The following is a 16,363-nucleotide window of genomic DNA, read 5'->3' as shown; positions in this document are numbered from 1 at the left end:
TCCCGCGCTCCGTCACAGGGCCGCCAGCACCTTGAGCAGCGACTCGACCACCATCGTCTGGTCGCTCTCGGTCAGCGACGGGTACATCGGCAGCGAGAAGATCTCCTTGGCCGCCGCCTCGGTGACGGGCAGGCTCCCGGTGCGGTACCCGAGCTTCGCGAACCCCGACATCGTGTGCACCGGCCACGGATAGCTGATGTTGAGCGACACGCCGTGGGCCTTGAGCGCCTCGATGATGTCGTCCCGCCGCGGGTGGCGGACCACGTAGACGTAGTACGAGTGCTCGTTGCCCGGGGCGACCGCGGGCACGACGACGTCGGTGCCGGCCAGCGCCTCGGCGTAGCGCGCGGCCACGGCCCTGCGGGCCGCGACGTAGCCGTCCAGCCGGGTCAGCTTGCGGCGCAGGATCTCGGCGTGCACCTCGTCCAGCCGGCTGTTGTGCCCCGGCGTCCGTTCGACGTAGTAGCGCTCCTTCATGCCGTAGTAGCGCAGCTGCCGCAGCGCCGCGTCCACCTGCGGGTCAGAGGTGATCGTCGCCCCGCCGTCGCCGTAGGTCCCCAGCACCTTGGTCGGGTAGAAGGAGAACGCGGCGGCCTCGCCCATCGAGCCCGCGATCCGGCCGTGGTGGCGGGCCGCGTGCGCCTGCGCGCAGTCCTCCAGGATCACCAGGTCGTGCCGGTCGGCGATCTCCCGCAGCGGCTCCATGTCGACGCACTGGCCGTACAGGTGCACCGGCAGCAGGCAGCGGGTCCGCTCGGTGACCGCCGCCTCCACCTGCCCGACGTCCATGAGGTAGGTGTCCTCGTGCACGTCGACGAAGACCGGGGTGGCGCCGGTGGCGTCGATGGCCACGACCGTGGGCGCCGCCGTGTTCGACACGGTGATCACCTCGTCGCCCGGCCCGACGCCCAGCGCCTGCAGGGCCAGCACGATCGCGTTCGTCCCGTTGTCCACGCCCACGCAGTGGGAGACGCCGTGGTAGGAGGCGAAGTCCGCCTCGAAGTCCCGCACGGCGCGGCCGAGCACGAGCTGGCCCGAGCGGAACACGGTGTCGACCGCGTCGAGGATGTCCTCCCGCTCGTTCTCGTACTCCTGCAGATAGTCCCAGACGTAAAGGGGCCTGGCCATACATCACCTCCGGATGGGAAGCCACTTCGGCTCAGTGGGCGAGTTCCCCGCGGAGGTACTGCTCGCGGCAGGCACCACGGCGGATCTTCCCACTGGTCGTCCGCGGCAGGGTGCCGCGCCGTACGAGGACGAGGTCGTGCGCGGCCAGGCCGTGATGACGGGTGATCTCCTGGCGCAGGTCGCGCAGGATCACCTCCACCTCCGGCCCTGCGGCCGACAGGAGCGCGGGATCGGCCTCGACGAGGACGACGAGCCGTTCCTCGCCGTCGATCGCGGCGGAGAACGCGGCCGCCGACCCCTCGGAGGCGGTTCCGGCGACGGCCCTGGAGGCGCTGTCCCGCGCGGCCTGCACGGTCGCCTCGATGTCGTCGGGGTAGTGGTTCCGGCCACGGACGATGATCATGTCCTTGGCCCTGCCGACCACGTGCACGCGACCCTGGAGCAGGAAGCCGAGGTCGCCCGTGCGCAGCCAGGGGCCGGGGAGCAGGTCGCCGTCCGCCTCGACGAGGTGCTTGGCGAAGACGGCGGCCGAGCGGTCGGGCCGGTTCCAGTAGCCGTCGGCCACGTTGGGCCCGCTCACCCAGATCTCACCCACCCGGCCGTCCGGCAGCGCTCCGGTGTCCTCCGGGTGCCGGATCCGCACCGACACCCCGAGGCTCGGCGTCCCGCAGGAGACGATGCGCACGGTGTTCGGGCTGCCGGGCGGGAGCTCGCGGGCCACGCCCGCGGCCAGGGCGTCGCGGTCGAAGCACCGGTCGGTCATGCCCTCGCCCACCGGCGGCGCGCTGACCGGCAGGGTCGCCTCGGCCAGGCCGTAGCAGGGGGTCGGGGCGGTGGGCGACAGGCCACCGGCCGCGAACGCCGAGGTGAACGCCTCGGTGGACTCGGCGTAGACCGGCTCCGCGGCGATCGTCAGCAGCCTCAGCGAGCTCAGGTCGAGCTCGCTCCTGCGCTCCCCGGTCACCCTCCGCACGCACTGCACCAGGCTGGAGCTCGGCGTGACGCTCCAGTCGGCCCGGTAGTCGGAGATCATCCTCAGCCAGCGGTAGGGGTCCTGCACGAAGGCCATCGGGCTGAGGTTGACCGAGTGCGCGCCCGCGCCCAGCGGGTTGGTGATCCCGCAGACGAGGCCGAAGTCGTGGAAGAACGGCACCCAGGAGGCGATCACCGACGACGGCCAGTGCGCCCTGATCTGGTGGTTGGTGACGGCCAGGTTCAGGTGCGTGACGCGGACGCCCGCCGGGGCGCCGGTCGAGCCCGACGTGTACTGCAGGTACGCCACGTCGTCCGGCGCCATGCGCGGCCTGCGCCAGTTCCCGGCCTCGTCCGCGGCGACCTCGTCGACGCAGACCAGGTCCGGGACGCCGTCCGCGTCGCCGGTGTCGTCGGTGCCGCCGGTGCCTCGCATCTCGTCCAGCAGCCGCTGGACGGAGGAGCGCACCGCGGAGGTGGTGAGCACGCACCGCGGCGCGCAGTCCCCCATCACCGAGCGCAACCGCTCGTTGCTGCGCAGCGCCTCGGGCGCGTACAGCGGCACCGCGACGAGACCCGCGTACAGGCAGGCGAGGAAGGCCACGACGTAACCGGGCTCGTGCGGGCAGAGCACCGCCACCCGGTCGCCCGGCTCGTAGCGCCGTTGCAGGACCGCCGCGACCGAACGGACCCGCTCGTCCAGCTCGGCGTAGCCCATCGTCCGGTCGCTCTTCTCCCGGCGGCCGGTGTCACGGCGCATCCCGTACTCCACGAAGGTGATCGCGGGGGAGGAGCCGGCCGTCCGGGCGAAGAGGCGGACGCTGTCGGGAAGGTAGCGGAGGCGGAGGGGTTCCGATCCCCGGACGGTGCCGACGGCGGTCTCGATGACGTCCTCGGAAGGCTCGCCGGGATCGGGGCTCAAGCTGACTTCTCCGTCCGGTGGGCAGGCCCTCGTGGGGCCCGGGGGGATCAGGCGGACTGGGGGAGCGCGTCCGACCGGGCGGCGGCCTCCCTGGCCTCCAGGGCCGCCAGCGCCGCACGGTCCAGGTTGGAGACCATCCACACGAGCAGGTCCTGCTCGGTGCTCTCGGCGGCCTCCTGCCAGCGCTTCTTCTGCTCGGCGATGACGTTCATCTGGATGTGGGTGACCTCGTCGGCGACCCCGCCGTTGCGCTCGGCCTTGATGCGCCGCCGCAGCTCGTTCCGGGACCAGGCACCCTTCTCCGCGCGGTTGAGCCAGATGTCCTGCTCCGGCTCGGGCAGGCTGGCCACCTCCGCGTGGTGCTGGAAGCTCAGCTTCTCCCGGCGCCGGGACAGGCTGAACTGCCGGGCCACCCACGCGTAGTTCCGCAGGGTCTGGTAGTCCAGCGAGGTCTCGGCGATCGCCCGCTTGTAGCGGTCGGGATACTGCGCCTGGCCGTAGATCAGCCAGTCGCCCAGCCACCAGGCGGACGAGTCGGAGATGATGAAGATCTGCCGGCCCAGGCGGCTCCAGGCGGTCAGAGACATGTTCGGTGGGAGAGAGAGGGCGGTTCTCCTGGTCATCCCCGGTGCGTCCAGTGCCATTCGCGCGTTGTGGGCGGGTCTGGTCTGTCCGTGATGTGTGGTCGCAAGACTCGGGTAGCCGTTCACGTCTGTCGTCACGTCTGTCACACCCTTTCGCCTCGACGGATCCGTCGATGGCTGAGAGTTTGCCCTAGAGGCCACGGGAGAGTTCTAGACGAGATCTAGACGGCGTGTGGGGAGGGTGACGGGCGCCAGGTCAACGCCGTTTTTCCCGCTCACCGGCACCGTGCCCCGCCCCGTCGCTATCCCTGGCCGTCGGCGCGCCCGGGGAGCCGCTCGACGACGAAGTCCGCCAGGTCGTCGAAGTTCTTGCCGCCGAAGCCGGCCATGTCGTCCAGGAGCGGGACACCGTAGGCGTCCTCCAGGGCGAGGATCAGGAGGATGATGGAGAAGGAGTCGAGGTTGCCCAGGTCGCTGGGCTCGGTGATCTCCCCCAGGTCGGTCAGCTCGGGGATGGCGAGTTCGTCGGAGCCGAACAACACGATCTTCAGCGCCTCGCGCTCGATGCGCTCGCGCACGTCCTTCTTCTGCTCGGAAACGAACATCTCGGTCAACTCTTCTCTCCTGACGGCATCTCGGCGGAATCGGCGGGCGCCGCGTTCCGGCGTTCGAGCGGGGTCTTCACGAGCTTATTGAGGAGATCGGCGCCGTGCTCCTCCCAATACTCGCGGTAGACGGCGTAGATATGCACGTCCCGCAGCTCGCCCCGGTCGTAAAGATGCTCGGGAAGAGTCGCCTCTTTGTGATCAGTGTCGAAGGTCGTGTGCAGAATCTGGAAATCCGGCTCGGCGGTCCAGAAATATATCTTCCTGACGTTCCACATCGCGAAGGCGTAGTTGATCGTCAGCAGCATGACCTCGGCGCCGACGCCGGTGCCCGCGGTGGCGGGGTCGGTGAAGAAGCTCGCCCGCACGTGCCGGCCCGACAGGTCCAGGTGGTGGAAGGAGACGTACCCCACGACCTGCTCGGTGTCCTGTCGCTCCACGGTGAACTGCGCCGACACCTCCTTGGTGTACAGCGCGCCGAACACCTCGGCCGAGGGCAGGTCGTTCAGCCCGGCCTTGAGCAGAAGGTCGTGCGCCGTGACGCCCTCCGGAGGGTTGACGTGGCGCAGCAGCGTCCTTCTGGTCTTGGTATGGGGAAAGAGCACGTTCTTCCACCTTCGACTCGGCGTCGCGGCTGAATGGGATTACCCGGAGGCTTATTCGAAGCGGCCGGGCGGTCGTCCCCTACTGCTAAAGCGACGGGCCCGTCTCGCCAGCGGGACAGATGCTAGTTCCGGGTGATCGGTGGGTCAAGTTATTCGCGGCGGTTACGACGGTCATCCGAATGGCCTTTTTCGAGGGCGCGGATAATTTACCTGTTGCTTTCTTCGGTCGCGCGCGGAAAAGTCGTTAACGGTGCATGCGAAGGCAGTGGGCCGACGTGCGAACGAGGGGAAGCGGGATGGGCCGATGACAGTGCACACCGAGGACGCCGCGATGCATGGAGAACTCCTCGAGCCGATCACGCCCGAGGGCCGCGAGCTGCTCCGCCTCATCGAGACGCACCGGCCGGCGATCGCGGAGGCCGCCCCGGGCAACGACAGGAACGGGACGTTCCCCCATGACGTCTTCGACGGCCTGCGCAAGGACGGCGTCCTCGGCGCCACCGTGCCCTCCGCGCTCGGCGGGCTGGGCGTCGAGCGCCTGCACGACGTCGCCCTGGCGCTGCTGAAGGTCGCCGAGGCCGACGCCTCCACGGCGCTCGCCCTGCACATGCAGCTCAGCCGGGCGCTGACGCTGACCTACGAGTGGCGGACCGGCCCGGCCCACGCGCGGGCGCTCGCCGAACGGCTGCTGCGCGGCATGGGCTCCGGCGATTCCGTGGTCCCCACCGGCGTCAAGGACATCCCGCGCGACCGGCGCCTCACCACGCTGACGCCGGACGACGACGGCGGCTGGCTGCTGACGGGCGGCAAGACGCTGGTGAGCCTGGCGCCCATCGCCACCGACTTCGCGGTGTACGCGCAGACGCGCGTCCCCGGGGAACGCTCCCGGTACGCGATGGCGGTCCTCACCCGGGACACCCCGGGCCTGACCGTGATGGACAACTGGGACGGGCTCGGCATGCGGGCCTCGGGCACCGTGGACATCCTGTTCGAGAACTGCCGCATCGCCCCCGAGGACGTGGTGCTGCGCGGCCTCGCCGGGGAGCAGGACCTCGCCATGCTCGCGGGCCAGACGGTGAGCTCCATCACGATGCTCGGCATCTACACGGGCATCGCCCGGTCGGCGCGCGAGATCGCCGTCTCGACGATCCTGAGCAGGGGGACGGCCGGCGCGGCCGCGGCCCGCACGCTGGTGGCCGAGATGGACGCCCGGCTGTTCACGATGAGGTCGGCGGTCGCGGCGGCCCTGGCCACGTCCGACCGGCTCGCCTACGACGACACCGGCGACCCGCAGGAGCGCGGGCCGGCCATGATGACGCCGTTCCAGTGCGCGAAGATGATGGTGAACCAGATGGCACCCTCCATCGTCTTCGACGCCCAGACCCTGATCGGCGGCTCCTCCTTCGTCGCCTCCCACCCGCTGGCGCGGCTCTACCGCGACGTGCGCGCGGGCGGCTTCATGCAGCCGTACACCTTCGTCGACGCGGTCGACTACCTGAGCGCGCAGGCGCTGGGGCCCGTCAGTAACGGTTAGGGGAGTCATGCGCGTTCTCTTCACGTCGTACGCGGAGAAGACCCATTTTCTGGGGATGGTGCCGCTGGCGTGGGCGCTGCGCACCGCGGGTCACGAGGTCCGGGTGGCCAGCCAGCCGGAGCTGACCGGCGTCATCACCGGCGCGGGCCTGACCGCCGTGCCGGTCGGCACGGACCACATCCTGCACCGGCTGGTGGAGCGGACGAAGGACGGGCCGTCGGCGGGGCCGCCCTCCTACGACCCGGCCGAGAACCGGCCCGAGGTGCTCACCTGGGAGTACCTGAAGAACGGGTACGGGGCACAGTTCGTGCCGTGGTGGGCCCGGGTGGTGAACGACTCCATGATCGGGGAGCTGACCGCGTTCTGCCGGCACTGGAAGCCGGACCTGGTGATCTGGGAGCCGGTCACCTACGCGGGGGGCGATCGCGGCCAAGGCGTGCGGGGCCGCGCACGCCCGGATGCTGTGGAGCCTGGACCTGTTCGCCCGGATGCGCGGCCACTACCTGCGCGCCCTCCGGGAGCACGCCCCCGGCGAGCGCGACGCCATGGCCGCCTGGATGGGCGCCCGCGCCGCCAAGGTCGGCACGGACTTCTCCGAGGAGATGACCAGCGGGCACTTCACCATCGACCCGACCCCGGGCTCGCTGAGGCTGGACCTGCCGCACACCTACGTGCCGCTGCGCTACATCCCCTACAACGGCACCGCGATCGTCCCGCCCTGGCTGCACGTCCCGCCCACCAAGCCCCGCGTCTGCCTCACCCTGGGCACCTCCGCCACCGAACGCCTGGACGGCTACTCGGTGAGCGTGCAGGACGTCCTGACCAGTCTCGCCGACCTCGACATCGAGCTCGTGGCCACGCTGCCGGAGAAGCAGCAGGCCGAGCTGACCCACGTCCCCGACAACGTCCGCCTGGTCTCCTTCGTCCCGCTCCAGGCCCTGGCCCCCACCTGCTCGGCCGTGATCAGCCACGGCGGCAGCGGCACGTTCCTCACCATGGCGGGACAGGGGGTCCCGCAGCTCATCGAGCCGTTCATGTTCGACGACGAGCTGCGGGCCGAGCGGCTGGCCGAGCAGGGGGCGGGGCTCGTCCTGCACGGCCGTGACACCAGCGGCCCGCGGGTGCGCGAGCACCTGCTGCGCCTGCTGGGCGAGCCCTCCTTCGCCGAGGCCGCGGGAAAGCTGCGGGCGGAGATGGAGGCCATGCCCACCCCCAACGAGCTCGTCGGAGAGCTGGAGCGGCTCACCGCCGAACACCGCGGCACCGTCGCGAGCTGAGAACACCGTCCTCCGGGGGACGGGACGACGCGGTGTCCCGTCCGTTCCCGGTCGTTCCCGGCCCCCGGAGGACGGCCGGGGACCGGGAACGCGGGGTCAGGCCGGGGCCGTGTGCGGAAGGAGCGCCGAGGTCAGGCCGCGGACGCTCTTGAAGGCCCGCGGGTCGATCGTCTCGAACGCCACGTCGATCCCCATCTCGTCGCGGATGTGGGCCACCAGCAGCGCGGTGTTGAGCGAGTTGAGGATCCCCCACTCCAGCAGCGGCGAGTCCTCGTCGAGCTCCCCGGCGGGGTCACCCGACAGGAACCGCTCCCGGATGAAGGCGATCAGCCGATCCGATATCTCCCGCTCGGACAGGACGGTGCTCATAGGGTCGTCTCCTTCACAGCTGGCCGTACGGCGTGGTCCCGGAGCTCAGGGCGGCCCGGTCGATCTTTCCGTTGCGGGTCCTGGGCAGCTCGCTCACGAGCCGGATCTCGTCGGCGATCATGTAGGGCGGCAGCCGTTCCGCGCTGTGCCGCTTGAGGGTCAGCACGCCCGGCGCGGCACCCGGCGCGGGCAGCACGAACGCGCGCAGCCGCGCGTCGGCGCCCTCGCCGCTGACTACCACGGCGACGCCGGCCACCTGGGGGTGGCTGCCGAGGACGGCCTCGACCTCGCCGAGCTCCACCCGGTAGCCGCGCACCTTCACCATCTGGTCGCGGCGGCCGAGGTAGTCCAGCGACCCGCCGGGCAGGACCCGCACGATGTCCCCGGTGCGGTACGGCCCCGTCTGCGGCTCGTGTCCCCAGTAGCCGAGCATCACCGTGGGCCCCTCCACGACCAGCTCGCCCTCCTCGCCGACCCCGGCCACCCGCCCGTCGGGCCGCATCACCCGTACGACGTCGCCGCAGGACGCGCGGCCGATCGGCACGGAGCGGTCGCGCGCCAGGTCGTCCGGGACGACCTCGTGGAAGGTGCAGACGTTGGTCTCGGTCGGGCCGTAGAGGTTGAGCAGCCGGGCACCGGTCCAGGCCGCCAGGTCGCGCACCCCCGCGATCGGGAAGGGCTCGCCCGCGAAGAGCACCGCCCGCAGCGCGTCCGGCGCGGGCCGCTCCAGCAGGCCCCCGTCGCGCATCATCAGGGTCAGCGCGGACGGGACCGAGTACCAGACGCTGATGCGCTCGCGGTGCAGGAACTCCACCATCCGGGCGGGCGCGTAGGCCAGCTCGGCCGGGACCGGGCAGACCGCCGCCCCGGCGGAGAAGGCCGCGTACAGGTCGAGCACCGACAGGTCGAAGGTGAACGGCGCGTGGTTGGCGAACCGGTCGCCCGGCCGGGCGTCCAGCTCGGCCGCGGCCCAGTCCACGAAGGCGCGGGCACCGCCGTGGCTGACGCTGACGCCCTTGGGGACACCGGTCGAGCCGGAGGTGTAGAGCACGTACGCGAGATCGCCGTCGGCGACCTGACGGTCGACCGGGACGGGCCGCGGGCCGGCCGGGAGCTCACGGTGCCCGTCGAGGTCCACCGTGCCGCCGATGCCACCGATGCCGGTGCCACCGTCGCCGTCGCCGTCGCCGTCGCCGTCGCCGTCGCCGCTCGCCCGGATCGCCTCGAGCGCCGTCAGGCGGTCGCCGTCGGCGCAGACGACGCGGGGGCGGCAGTCGCGGATCAGGGCGGCCACCCGGGCCGCGGGCGCGCTCTCCCCGGCCGGCACGTAGGCGGCTCCCAGGCGGAGCACGGCCTGCATCGCCACGACGGCGAGCGGTGTCTTCCCCTCCCAGATCACCACGCGGTCCCCGGGGCGTACGCCCTCGCCGGACAGCACGTGCGCCAGCGCGTCGGCGCGCAGGTCGAGCTCCCGGTAGGTCATCTCACCGGCCGGGCCCGCCAGGGCGAGGTTGTCCGGGAAACGGGCGGCGGCGTCGATGAGGAGCCGGTGCAGGCTCACAGTCCCAGCCCCCTGGCGACGAGCTCCCGCTGGATCTCCGTGGTCCCGGAGAAGATCGTGCCGGGCACGGCGTCGCGCAGCTGCCGCTCGACGCCCGCGGAGCCGAGGTAGCCGGTCGCGCCGAAGACCTGGATCGCGTCCAGGCTGTTGGCCACGGCCGCCTCCGACACCGCGATCTTCGACAGGGCGGCGTGGGTGGCGGCGTCGGCGTCCTGCTCGTCCAGCGACCAGCACGCCCGGTAGAGCAGCAGCCGCGCGCTCTCCAGCCGCTGCTTCATCGCGACCAGCTTGTGCGAGACGGCCTGGAAGTCGCCCAGGGCACGGCCGAACTGGCGGCGCCCGCGCGCGTGCTCCACGGCGCGGCCGAGCTGCTCCTCCATCATCCCGAGGTAGACGGCGGGCAGGCAGGCCCGCTCCCAGGCCATCGAGCCCTGGAAGACGGCACTGCCGCGTCCCTCGGCGCCGAGCCTGAACCGGGCGGGGACCCGGCAGCCGGAGAACTCCACCCGGCCGGCCGGGCAGCCGTCCAGGCCCATCTTCGCCATCGGCTCGCTCACCGTGACGCCCGGCAGGCCGCGGGGGACCGCGAAGGCGGTCACGCCGAGGAAGCCGAGGGCGGGGTCGACGGTGGCGTAGGTGACGATCAGGTCGGCCGCGGGCGCGTTGCTGGCGAACGACTTCACGCCGTCGAGCACGTAGTGGTCGCCGTCGGCCCGGGCGACGGTGGCGAGCCTGCTCACGTCGGAGCCCGCCCCGTCCTCGGTCATGGCGTTGGCCGCGACCAGCGCCCCGGAGGCCAGGCCCGGGAGCAGTTCCGCGCGCGTGTCCTCGTCCGCGTTGTCACGGATCGCGACGCAGCACGCCAGCAGGTGCGCCGAGACCGCGAACGCCAGGGCGGTGTCGCCGCCGCCCCGGGAGAACGCCTCCAGCGACAGTGCGGTGTCCAGGGCGCCCAGGCCGCCGCCGCCGTACTCGGGGGGCAGGCACAGGCCGGTGGCGCCCAGCTCCGCGGCGGCCCGCCAGCGGTCCCGCGTGAACGGCTCCCGCGGCGGGCCGGACTCCTCGTACAGGCTCTTGCGCGCGCCGTCGAACATCGCGTCGCGCCGCTCGCCGCGCGCGCCGCCGAGACCGAACTCCATGGGACGTGCCCCTTCCGACGAGGTGTCCTAGACCCACGAGGGGGTGTCGAGGATCTTCAGGACGGCGCACGAGATGGTGACGCCGGGGCCGATGCCGCCCAGCAGCACGTGGTCGCCGGGACCGAGCTCACCGGTCGACAGCAGGTGGTCCAGGGAGACCAGGTGGTCGCTGGCGCCGAGATGGCCGACGGTCCTGGCGAAGTCCCAGCTCGACTTCGACATCGGCATGCGCAGCACCGCCATCCACCGGTGCTCGACGGCCTCGGGGGAGAGGCTGGTGAAGATGGTGCGGGTGACGTCCGCCACCTTGATCTCCGCCTCGGCCAGGGTCCGGCTGAGGACCTGCATCATCCGCTGCTGCACGATGACCCAGGCGAGCGCGAGGTCGGTGTCGGCCGAGCACATCCGGCCGAACTCCTCGGCCCGCGCGCTGAAGTCGACGGCCTCGCCGGTGGTGGCGCTCGGCGGGAAGAGCGGGGTGCCCGCGCGGTGCAGCTCCTCGGCCTCGGGCACGGAGATCGAGCTCACCGAGAGCAGCCGGGCGAAGCCGGGCTCGCGGGAGAGCACCAGCGCGCTCCCGGCGTCGCCGAGCACGAAGTCCGGCCCCGAGCACCAGCGGTCCATCCGGGCGGTGCCGAAGTTGTCCGCCGTGACGATCAGCGCGTCACGGCCCCGCGGGTCGCCCGCCATGAACCCGCCGGCCAGCTCCAGGGCGCTCAGCACGCCGTTGCAGCCCTGGCGCAGCTCGACGGCCAGCAGGTCGCCGCCGACGAGGTGGTGCTGCAGGTAGTACTGCGGCGACCACCCGTCGGGGCCCTGGTGCCAGACGTCGGCGTACAGCATCAGTCCCAGGGCACCGGTGCCGCCCCCGCCGCGCGTGATCGCCTCCCGCGCGGCCCGCAGCGCCATCTCGGGGGCCGGGATGTCGCCCGCCACCGCCGCGCCGAGCATGTCGTGGACCTTGGCGTGCTCGGGCGTGCACAGTCCCTGCGCGACGGCCGACTCCACGCTGACCGTCGGCGGGACGAACGTGCCGATTCCCCGGACGAAGACCTCTGGTGTGCGCACTGCCCTGCCTCTCTGCTCGCCTGTGGCCCGGCCGTCAGGCTCGGCCGGACGCGGGACCGGCGTGCTGTGATCCCGCCGATCCCGCCGACCCCGCCGGACCTGCCGGTTCCGGTGACCCCGGTGATCCCGACGGCTCCGGCGTCGCGTTCCCCAGCTGGGAGGTCGCCTCCAGGTAGCGGTCGATCACGACCCGGTGGTAGCCGGGGCCGAAGCCCATGTCGGCGACCGCGGGCACCAGCCGCCGGAGCTTCTCCACGCAGATGTGGTGGGACGTCCCCTCGTCGATGATCTGCCTGCGGGCCGTGATGCCCAGCCGCATCTCCAGGTGGTCGACGATCAGCGCGATCGGCACGGACTCGCCGGTGGCCACGTTCACCACCTCCTGGGTGGTGCCGGTGGCCAGCAGCAGGTCGATGACCTTTATCCAGTCGGTGATGTCGATGATGTCCCTGCGCGCGCTGCGGTACATCGTGAGGTTGTCGGAGCGGATCTGCTCGATGAGGGAGGGGATCAACCGGTTCGCCGGCACGTGCGGGCCCACGACGTAGCCGAGCCGCAGGATCAGGTGCCGCACCCCGGAGTCCTGGACGCGCCGCTCCAGCGCGAGCTTGTGCCAGCCGTAGGGGGTGACGGGCTCCACGGGCTCGTCCTCACGGCCCCGGCAACCGGCCCCGCCGTACATGCTCATCGACGCGGTCGAGAGGAAAACGAGGGTCCGGTCCTGGCGGAGGCTCTTCTCGATCGTCTCGTCCACCAGCGCGGTTTCCCGCTCGTAGTCGGAATCGGAATTCTTCCACAGCGACACACCGGCGGCGAGAATCGTCACCTCCGGATGCGCGTCGTCGATCGACCGCAGGTGCCTCGCGAGAAAGCCATTTCCGATGATCTCCATTCCCAGCACCGCTTTCCAGCTCTGGAGGTTAACGTATCGGTTCCGCCCGTCACCATATAGCGGCGTTCGGAATAAGAAAGCGCCCGCGGCCCGGGGCCGGAAGGCCGTTTGTCCCGCCAGCGAGACAGGTGTGCGTTCTCCGGCGCTTTCTCCGCCGGACGGCGGTAATTACGGCGGGTCACACGCCGGCCGGCGTCCCGGCGCCGGCCCCCGGGATCGCGGAGCCCGCGGGGCTTCCGGAGCCCGAGGGGCCTTCAGGGCCTTCGGCGCCTTCGAGGGCGGCCTGCCCCTTCTTCAGCGGCTCCCACCAGCTGCGGTTCTCGGCGTACCAGCGGGCCGTGGCCGCCAGGCCGTCGGCGAAGGGGACCCGGGGCCGGTAGCCCAGCTCGGCGGAGATCTTGGAGCTGTCGACGGAGTAGCGGCGGTCGTGACCGGGCCGGTCCTCCACCGGCAGCACCATGGACCAGTCCGCCCCGGCGATGTCGAGCAGCGCCGTGGTCAGCTCACGGTTCGTCAGCTCGGCGTTGCCCCCGATGTTGTAGACCTCGCCGGGCCTGCCCCGCCAGGCGACCAGGGCGATGCCGCGGCAGTGGTCGTCGACGTGTGCCCACTCGCGCACGTGCAGGCCGTCGCCGTACAGCGGCACCCGTTCCCCGTCCAGCAGGTTGGTGACGAACAAAGGGATGACCTTCTCGGGGAACTGGTAGGGCCCGTAGTTGTTGGGGCACCGGGTGATCGAGACGGGGAAGCGGTAGGTGCGCGAGAACGCCCGCGCCAGCAGGTCGGCCGCGGCCTTGGAGGCCGAGTACGGGGAGTTGGGTTCCAGCGGGTGGCCCTCCACCCACGAGCCCGTCTCGATGGACCCGTACACCTCGTCCGTGGAGACCAGGACGAACTTCCCGACGCCGCCGCCCAGCGAGGCCTCCAGCAGCGTCTGGGTGCCGACCACGTTGGTGGTGACGAAGTCGGCCCCGCTGTCGATCGACCGGTCCACGTGGGTCTCGGCCGCGAAGTGCACGACCAGGGAGGCGCCCCTGGTCAGCCTGGACATCAGCGAGGCGTCACAGATGTCGCCCTGGACGAACTCCAGCCGCGGGTCGTCGATGACCGACGCCAGGCTCTCCATGGTCCCGGCGTACGTCAGCTTGTCCACGACGACGACCCGGGCGTCCTCGAACCCCTCGTAGGCGCCGGAGAGCGTGCGCCGCACGAAGTTCGAGCCGATGAACCCGGCACCGCCGGTGACCAGGATCCGCATTTGGCTGCACCTTTGCTGTCAGTCACGCGAGTGATCGAGCGATGTCCATGACGTATCGGCCGTACACCGACTGGCTCATCTCGGTGCCCCGCCGGTAGCAGGCGTCGGCGTCGATGAACCCCATGCGCAGGGCGATCTCCTCCAGGCAGGCGACCCGTACCCCCTGGCGGCGTTCGAGGATCTGCACGTACTGGCTCGCCTCCAGCAGGGACTGGTGCGTCCCGGCGTCCAGCCAGGTGAAGCCGCGGCCCAGCGGGACCAGGTTCGCCTTGCCCTGCTCCAGGTAGACCCGGTTCACGTCGGTGATCTCCAGCTCGCCGCGGGCCGAGGGCCGCTGCTCCCTGGCGATGTCCACGACCTGCTTGTCGTAGAAGTACAGGCCCGTGATGGCCTGGTCGGAGCGGGGCAGGGCCGGCTTCTCCTCGATCGAGATCAGCCGGCCCTCGGCGTCCAGCTCCCCGATGCCGTAGCGCTCCGGGTCGCTCACCGGGTAGCCGAACATCACGCAGCCGTCCAGCTCCTCGCGGGCCCTGCGCAGCAGGTCGGGGAAGCCCGCGCCGTGGAAGAGGTTGTCGCCCAGCACCAGCGCGCACGGGTCCCCGTCGATGTGCGCGTCCCCCAGCAGGAACGCCTCGGCGATCCCGCGCGGCTCCGGCTGCGGCACGTAGCTGAAGTTCACGCCCAGATGGGATCCGTCACCCAGAAGCGCCTGCAGCGACGGAAGGGTGTCCGGCGTGGAAATAATGAGGATGTCACGGATGTGTGCCAGCATCAGCACCGAGATCGGGTAGTAAATCATCGGCTTGTCGTAGATGGGAAGCAACTGCTTGGAGGTCGCGAGGGTCAGCGGATGTAAACGCGTCCCGTTTCCTCCGGCAAGGACTATGCCTTTCATCGGAGCTCCTGCGTTTTCGTCTGCGGCGGTGCCTGAGACTACTGTTCGGGCTCATCGGGAAATCAACCCCCAGCGCCCCGCGAAACGGTATTGCCTTTCGGCGGAGCCAATGTGATAGGGCTTGGGACGTGTCCCGGTCGCGACCGGCCTCGTCGGGGCCGACAGGGGTGCGGCCGCGCCGTGCCCCGCACCCCGCGTCAGCACGCCCGGAAGGACGGCAAGGACGACCATGCGTATTCTGTTCGCCACCTATGCGGAGAAGTCCCATTTCCTGGTCATGGTCCCGCTGGCGTGGGCGCTGCAGGCCGAGGGGCACGAGGTCCGCGTCGCCAGCCAGCCCGACCTGACCGACGTGATCACGCGCTCGGGGCTGACCGCGGTGCCGGTGGGCAGGGACCACAGCCTCTGGCGGGCCAACAGGGCGTTCGGCTTCTTCGACCCCCGCAAGAAGCACAAGAGGGCGGTGCCCTTCTTCGACATGGCGGACGACCACCCCGAGCTGCTCGACTGGGAGACCTACAAGCGGGGATATGCCCAGTTCGTCCCCTGGTGGTGCCGTCTGGTGAACGAGCCCATGATCGACGGGCTGACCGAGTTCTGCCGGAAGTGGGAACCCGACCTGGTCATCTGGGAGCCGGTCACCTACGCCGGGCCGATCGCCGCCAAGGCGTGCGGCGCGGTGCACGCGCGGTTCATGTGGAGCCTGGACCTCTTCGGCCGGATGCGCGGCCACTACCTGCGGATGAAGGAGCTGCAGCCTCCGCAGGACCGCGAGGACATGCTGCAGGCGTGGATCACCGCGCACGGCCGCAGGCACGGCGTGGAGTTCTCCGAGGAGATGACCACCGGGCACTTCACCGTCGACTACACGCCGCCCTCCCTGCAGCTGCCGCCCGACCCGGTCGCGGGCCCGGAACCGCACCGCGTCCCGCTGCGGTTCGTCCCGTACAACGACCGCGCGGTGATCCCGCCCTGGCTGCGCGTCCCGCCCGAGCGGCCCCGCGTCTGCCTGACGCTGGGGACCACCTCGGCGGAGAACCTGGACGGCTACCTGGTGCCGGTCCAGGACATCCTCGACGGGCTGGCCGACCTGGACGTGGAGATCGTCGCCACCCTGCCCGAACAGCACCAGGCGCAGCTGGAGCGCGTGCCGGACAACGTCAGGCTGGTCAGCTTCGTGCCGCTGCACGCGCTGCTGCCGACCTGCACGGCGGTGATCGACCACGGCGGGAGCGGCACGTTCTTCACGGCCCTGGCCGGCGGCGCGCCCCAGCTCGTCCTGCCCAACCTGTTCGACGAGCCGCTGCGGGCGCGCTACCTCGCCGAGCAGGGCGCGGGCCTGACGATGCACAGCAGCGAGGCCACCGGGGCCCTGGTCAGGCAGGCCCTGCTGCGGCTGCTGGCGGAGCCGTCCTTCACCCGGGAGGCACGCAGGATCCGTGACGAGATGAACGCCATGCCCGCCCCCGCAGAGGTGGCCGCGAGCATCGCCGGCCTCGTCGACACCTACCGCGCCCGCGCCGCCGTCCCGGCCGCGGCCCGCTGAGAGGCAGG

At 71.3% G+C, this 16,363-nt stretch carries 15 protein-coding genes and 1 pseudogene; 4 read left to right on the top strand and 12 right to left on the bottom strand.

From position 1 onward, the window contains the following. Window positions 1–12 precede the first annotated feature (12 nt). The 5 genes from ABD832_RS20725 to ABD832_RS20705 all read right to left on the bottom strand — a co-directional run bounded on the left by ABD832_RS20725 (window position 13) and on the right by ABD832_RS20705 (window position 4,816). The gene (locus ABD832_RS20725) at window positions 13–1,128 is read right to left on the bottom strand and encodes a DegT/DnrJ/EryC1/StrS family aminotransferase (RefSeq protein WP_344897917.1); all 1,116 of its coding nucleotides are present in this window, start codon (window positions 1,126–1,128) and stop codon (window positions 13–15) included. Between the two features lie 31 nt (window positions 1,129–1,159). After that, entirely contained in the window at window positions 1,160–3,022 is a 1,863-nt protein-coding gene (locus tag ABD832_RS20720; protein ID WP_344897914.1) for a fatty acyl-AMP ligase, read from the bottom strand. Window positions 3,023–3,069: 47 nt separating this feature from the next. Beyond that, window positions 3,070–3,645 (bottom strand): LmbU family transcriptional regulator, encoded by a 576-nt coding sequence (locus ABD832_RS20715; protein ID WP_344898141.1) that lies wholly within the window; start codon window positions 3,643–3,645, stop codon window positions 3,070–3,072. Between the two features lie 263 nt (window positions 3,646–3,908). After that, a complete protein-coding gene (locus tag ABD832_RS20710) occupies window positions 3,909–4,220 on the bottom strand; it encodes a hypothetical protein (RefSeq protein ID WP_344897911.1) in 312 nt (103 codons plus the stop codon). Further along, the gene (locus ABD832_RS20705) at window positions 4,217–4,816 is read right to left on the bottom strand and encodes a GNAT family N-acetyltransferase (RefSeq protein ID WP_344897908.1); all 600 of its coding nucleotides are present in this window, start codon (window positions 4,814–4,816) and stop codon (window positions 4,217–4,219) included. The genes ABD832_RS20710 and ABD832_RS20705 overlap by 4 nt, the downstream gene beginning before the upstream one ends. Window positions 4,817–5,120: 304 nt before the next feature. On the opposite strand from ABD832_RS20705, the gene ABD832_RS20700 reads away from it, so the two are divergent. The 3 genes and pseudogenes from ABD832_RS20700 to ABD832_RS20690 all read left to right on the top strand — a co-directional run bounded on the left by ABD832_RS20700 (window position 5,121) and on the right by ABD832_RS20690 (window position 7,627). Next, on the top strand, window positions 5,121–6,350 hold the full coding sequence (locus ABD832_RS20700) for an acyl-CoA dehydrogenase family protein (protein ID WP_344897905.1): 1,230 nt from the start codon (window positions 5,121–5,123) through the stop codon (window positions 6,348–6,350). 7 nt (window positions 6,351–6,357) lie between these two features. Beyond that, window positions 6,358–6,708: pseudogene (locus ABD832_RS20695) on the top strand (activator-dependent family glycosyltransferase); the annotation flags it as partial. Between the two features lie 100 nt (window positions 6,709–6,808). Continuing rightward, entirely contained in the window at window positions 6,809–7,627 is an 819-nt protein-coding gene (locus tag ABD832_RS20690) for a nucleotide disphospho-sugar-binding domain-containing protein (protein WP_344897902.1), read from the top strand. Between the two features lie 96 nt (window positions 7,628–7,723). On the opposite strand, the gene ABD832_RS20685 is transcribed toward ABD832_RS20690, so the two are convergent. The 7 genes from ABD832_RS20685 to rfbA form a co-directional block, all read right to left on the bottom strand. Then, entirely contained in the window at window positions 7,724–7,996 is a 273-nt protein-coding gene (locus ABD832_RS20685; protein ID WP_344897900.1) for a phosphopantetheine-binding protein, read from the bottom strand. Window positions 7,997–8,009: 13 nt separating this feature from the next. Continuing rightward, window positions 8,010–9,557 (bottom strand): amino acid adenylation domain-containing protein, encoded by a 1,548-nt coding sequence (locus ABD832_RS20680; protein ID WP_344897897.1) that lies wholly within the window; start codon window positions 9,555–9,557, stop codon window positions 8,010–8,012. Beyond that, window positions 9,554–10,696, bottom strand: a complete 1,143-nt coding sequence (locus ABD832_RS20675; RefSeq protein WP_344897894.1) for an acyl-CoA dehydrogenase family protein — start codon at window positions 10,694–10,696, stop codon at window positions 9,554–9,556. The genes ABD832_RS20680 and ABD832_RS20675 overlap by 4 nt, the downstream gene beginning before the upstream one ends. A gap of 27 nt (window positions 10,697–10,723) precedes the next feature. Then, window positions 10,724–11,764: a ketoacyl-ACP synthase III family protein gene (locus ABD832_RS20670; RefSeq protein ID WP_344897891.1), complete on the bottom strand. Its 1,041-nt coding sequence runs from the start codon at window positions 11,762–11,764 to the stop codon at window positions 10,724–10,726. Between the two features lie 34 nt (window positions 11,765–11,798). Next, a complete protein-coding gene (locus ABD832_RS20665; protein WP_344897888.1) occupies window positions 11,799–12,656 on the bottom strand; it encodes an NAD-dependent epimerase/dehydratase family protein in 858 nt (285 codons plus the stop codon). Between the two features lie 178 nt (window positions 12,657–12,834). Beyond that, on the bottom strand, window positions 12,835–13,914 hold the full coding sequence (gene rfbB, locus ABD832_RS20660) for a dTDP-glucose 4,6-dehydratase (RefSeq protein WP_344897885.1): 1,080 nt from the start codon (window positions 13,912–13,914) through the stop codon (window positions 12,835–12,837). A 22-nt stretch (window positions 13,915–13,936) separates the two neighbouring features. Further along, entirely contained in the window at window positions 13,937–14,809 is an 873-nt protein-coding gene (gene rfbA / locus ABD832_RS20655) for a glucose-1-phosphate thymidylyltransferase RfbA (RefSeq protein WP_344897881.1), read from the bottom strand. Between the two features lie 229 nt (window positions 14,810–15,038). On the opposite strand from rfbA, the gene ABD832_RS20650 reads away from it, so the two are divergent. After that, entirely contained in the window at window positions 15,039–16,355 is a 1,317-nt protein-coding gene (locus ABD832_RS20650) for an activator-dependent family glycosyltransferase (protein ID WP_344897878.1), read from the top strand. The last annotated feature ends 8 nt before the right edge of the window (window positions 16,356–16,363 follow it).

Source organism: Streptosporangium longisporum, assembly GCF_039534895.1.
Taxonomy (GTDB): Bacteria; Actinomycetota; Actinomycetes; order Streptosporangiales; family Streptosporangiaceae; genus Streptosporangium; species Streptosporangium longisporum.
The sequence above is the reverse complement of the archived record's forward strand: the minus strand, read 5'-3'. Positions and strand labels throughout refer to the sequence as shown.

What these genes read in the sequence shown, in the direction of transcription:
- ABD832_RS20650 (WP_344897878.1), top strand. Translation starts at nt 15,039, where the DNA reads ATGCGTATTCTGTTCGCCACCTATGCGGAGAAGTCCCATTTCCTGGTC.
- ABD832_RS20690 (WP_344897902.1), top strand. Translation starts at nt 6,809, where the DNA reads ATGCTGTGGAGCCTGGACCTGTTCGCCCGGATGCGCGGCCACTACCTG.
- ABD832_RS20700 (WP_344897905.1), top strand. Translation starts at nt 5,121, where the DNA reads ATGACAGTGCACACCGAGGACGCCGCGATGCATGGAGAACTCCTCGAG.
- ABD832_RS20665 (WP_344897888.1), bottom strand. Translation starts at nt 12,656, where the DNA reads ATGGAGATCATCGGAAATGGCTTTCTCGCGAGGCACCTGCGGTCGATC.
- ABD832_RS20685 (WP_344897900.1), bottom strand. Translation starts at nt 7,996, where the DNA reads ATGAGCACCGTCCTGTCCGAGCGGGAGATATCGGATCGGCTGATCGCC.
- rfbA (WP_344897881.1), bottom strand. Translation starts at nt 14,809, where the DNA reads ATGAAAGGCATAGTCCTTGCCGGAGGAAACGGGACGCGTTTACATCCG.
- ABD832_RS20715 (WP_344898141.1), bottom strand. Translation starts at nt 3,645, where the DNA reads ATGACCAGGAGAACCGCCCTCTCTCTCCCACCGAACATGTCTCTGACC.
- rfbB (WP_344897885.1), bottom strand. Translation starts at nt 13,914, where the DNA reads ATGCGGATCCTGGTCACCGGCGGTGCCGGGTTCATCGGCTCGAACTTC.
- ABD832_RS20675 (WP_344897894.1), bottom strand. Translation starts at nt 10,696, where the DNA reads ATGGAGTTCGGTCTCGGCGGCGCGCGCGGCGAGCGGCGCGACGCGATG.
- ABD832_RS20725 (WP_344897917.1), bottom strand. Translation starts at nt 1,128, where the DNA reads ATGGCCAGGCCCCTTTACGTCTGGGACTATCTGCAGGAGTACGAGAAC.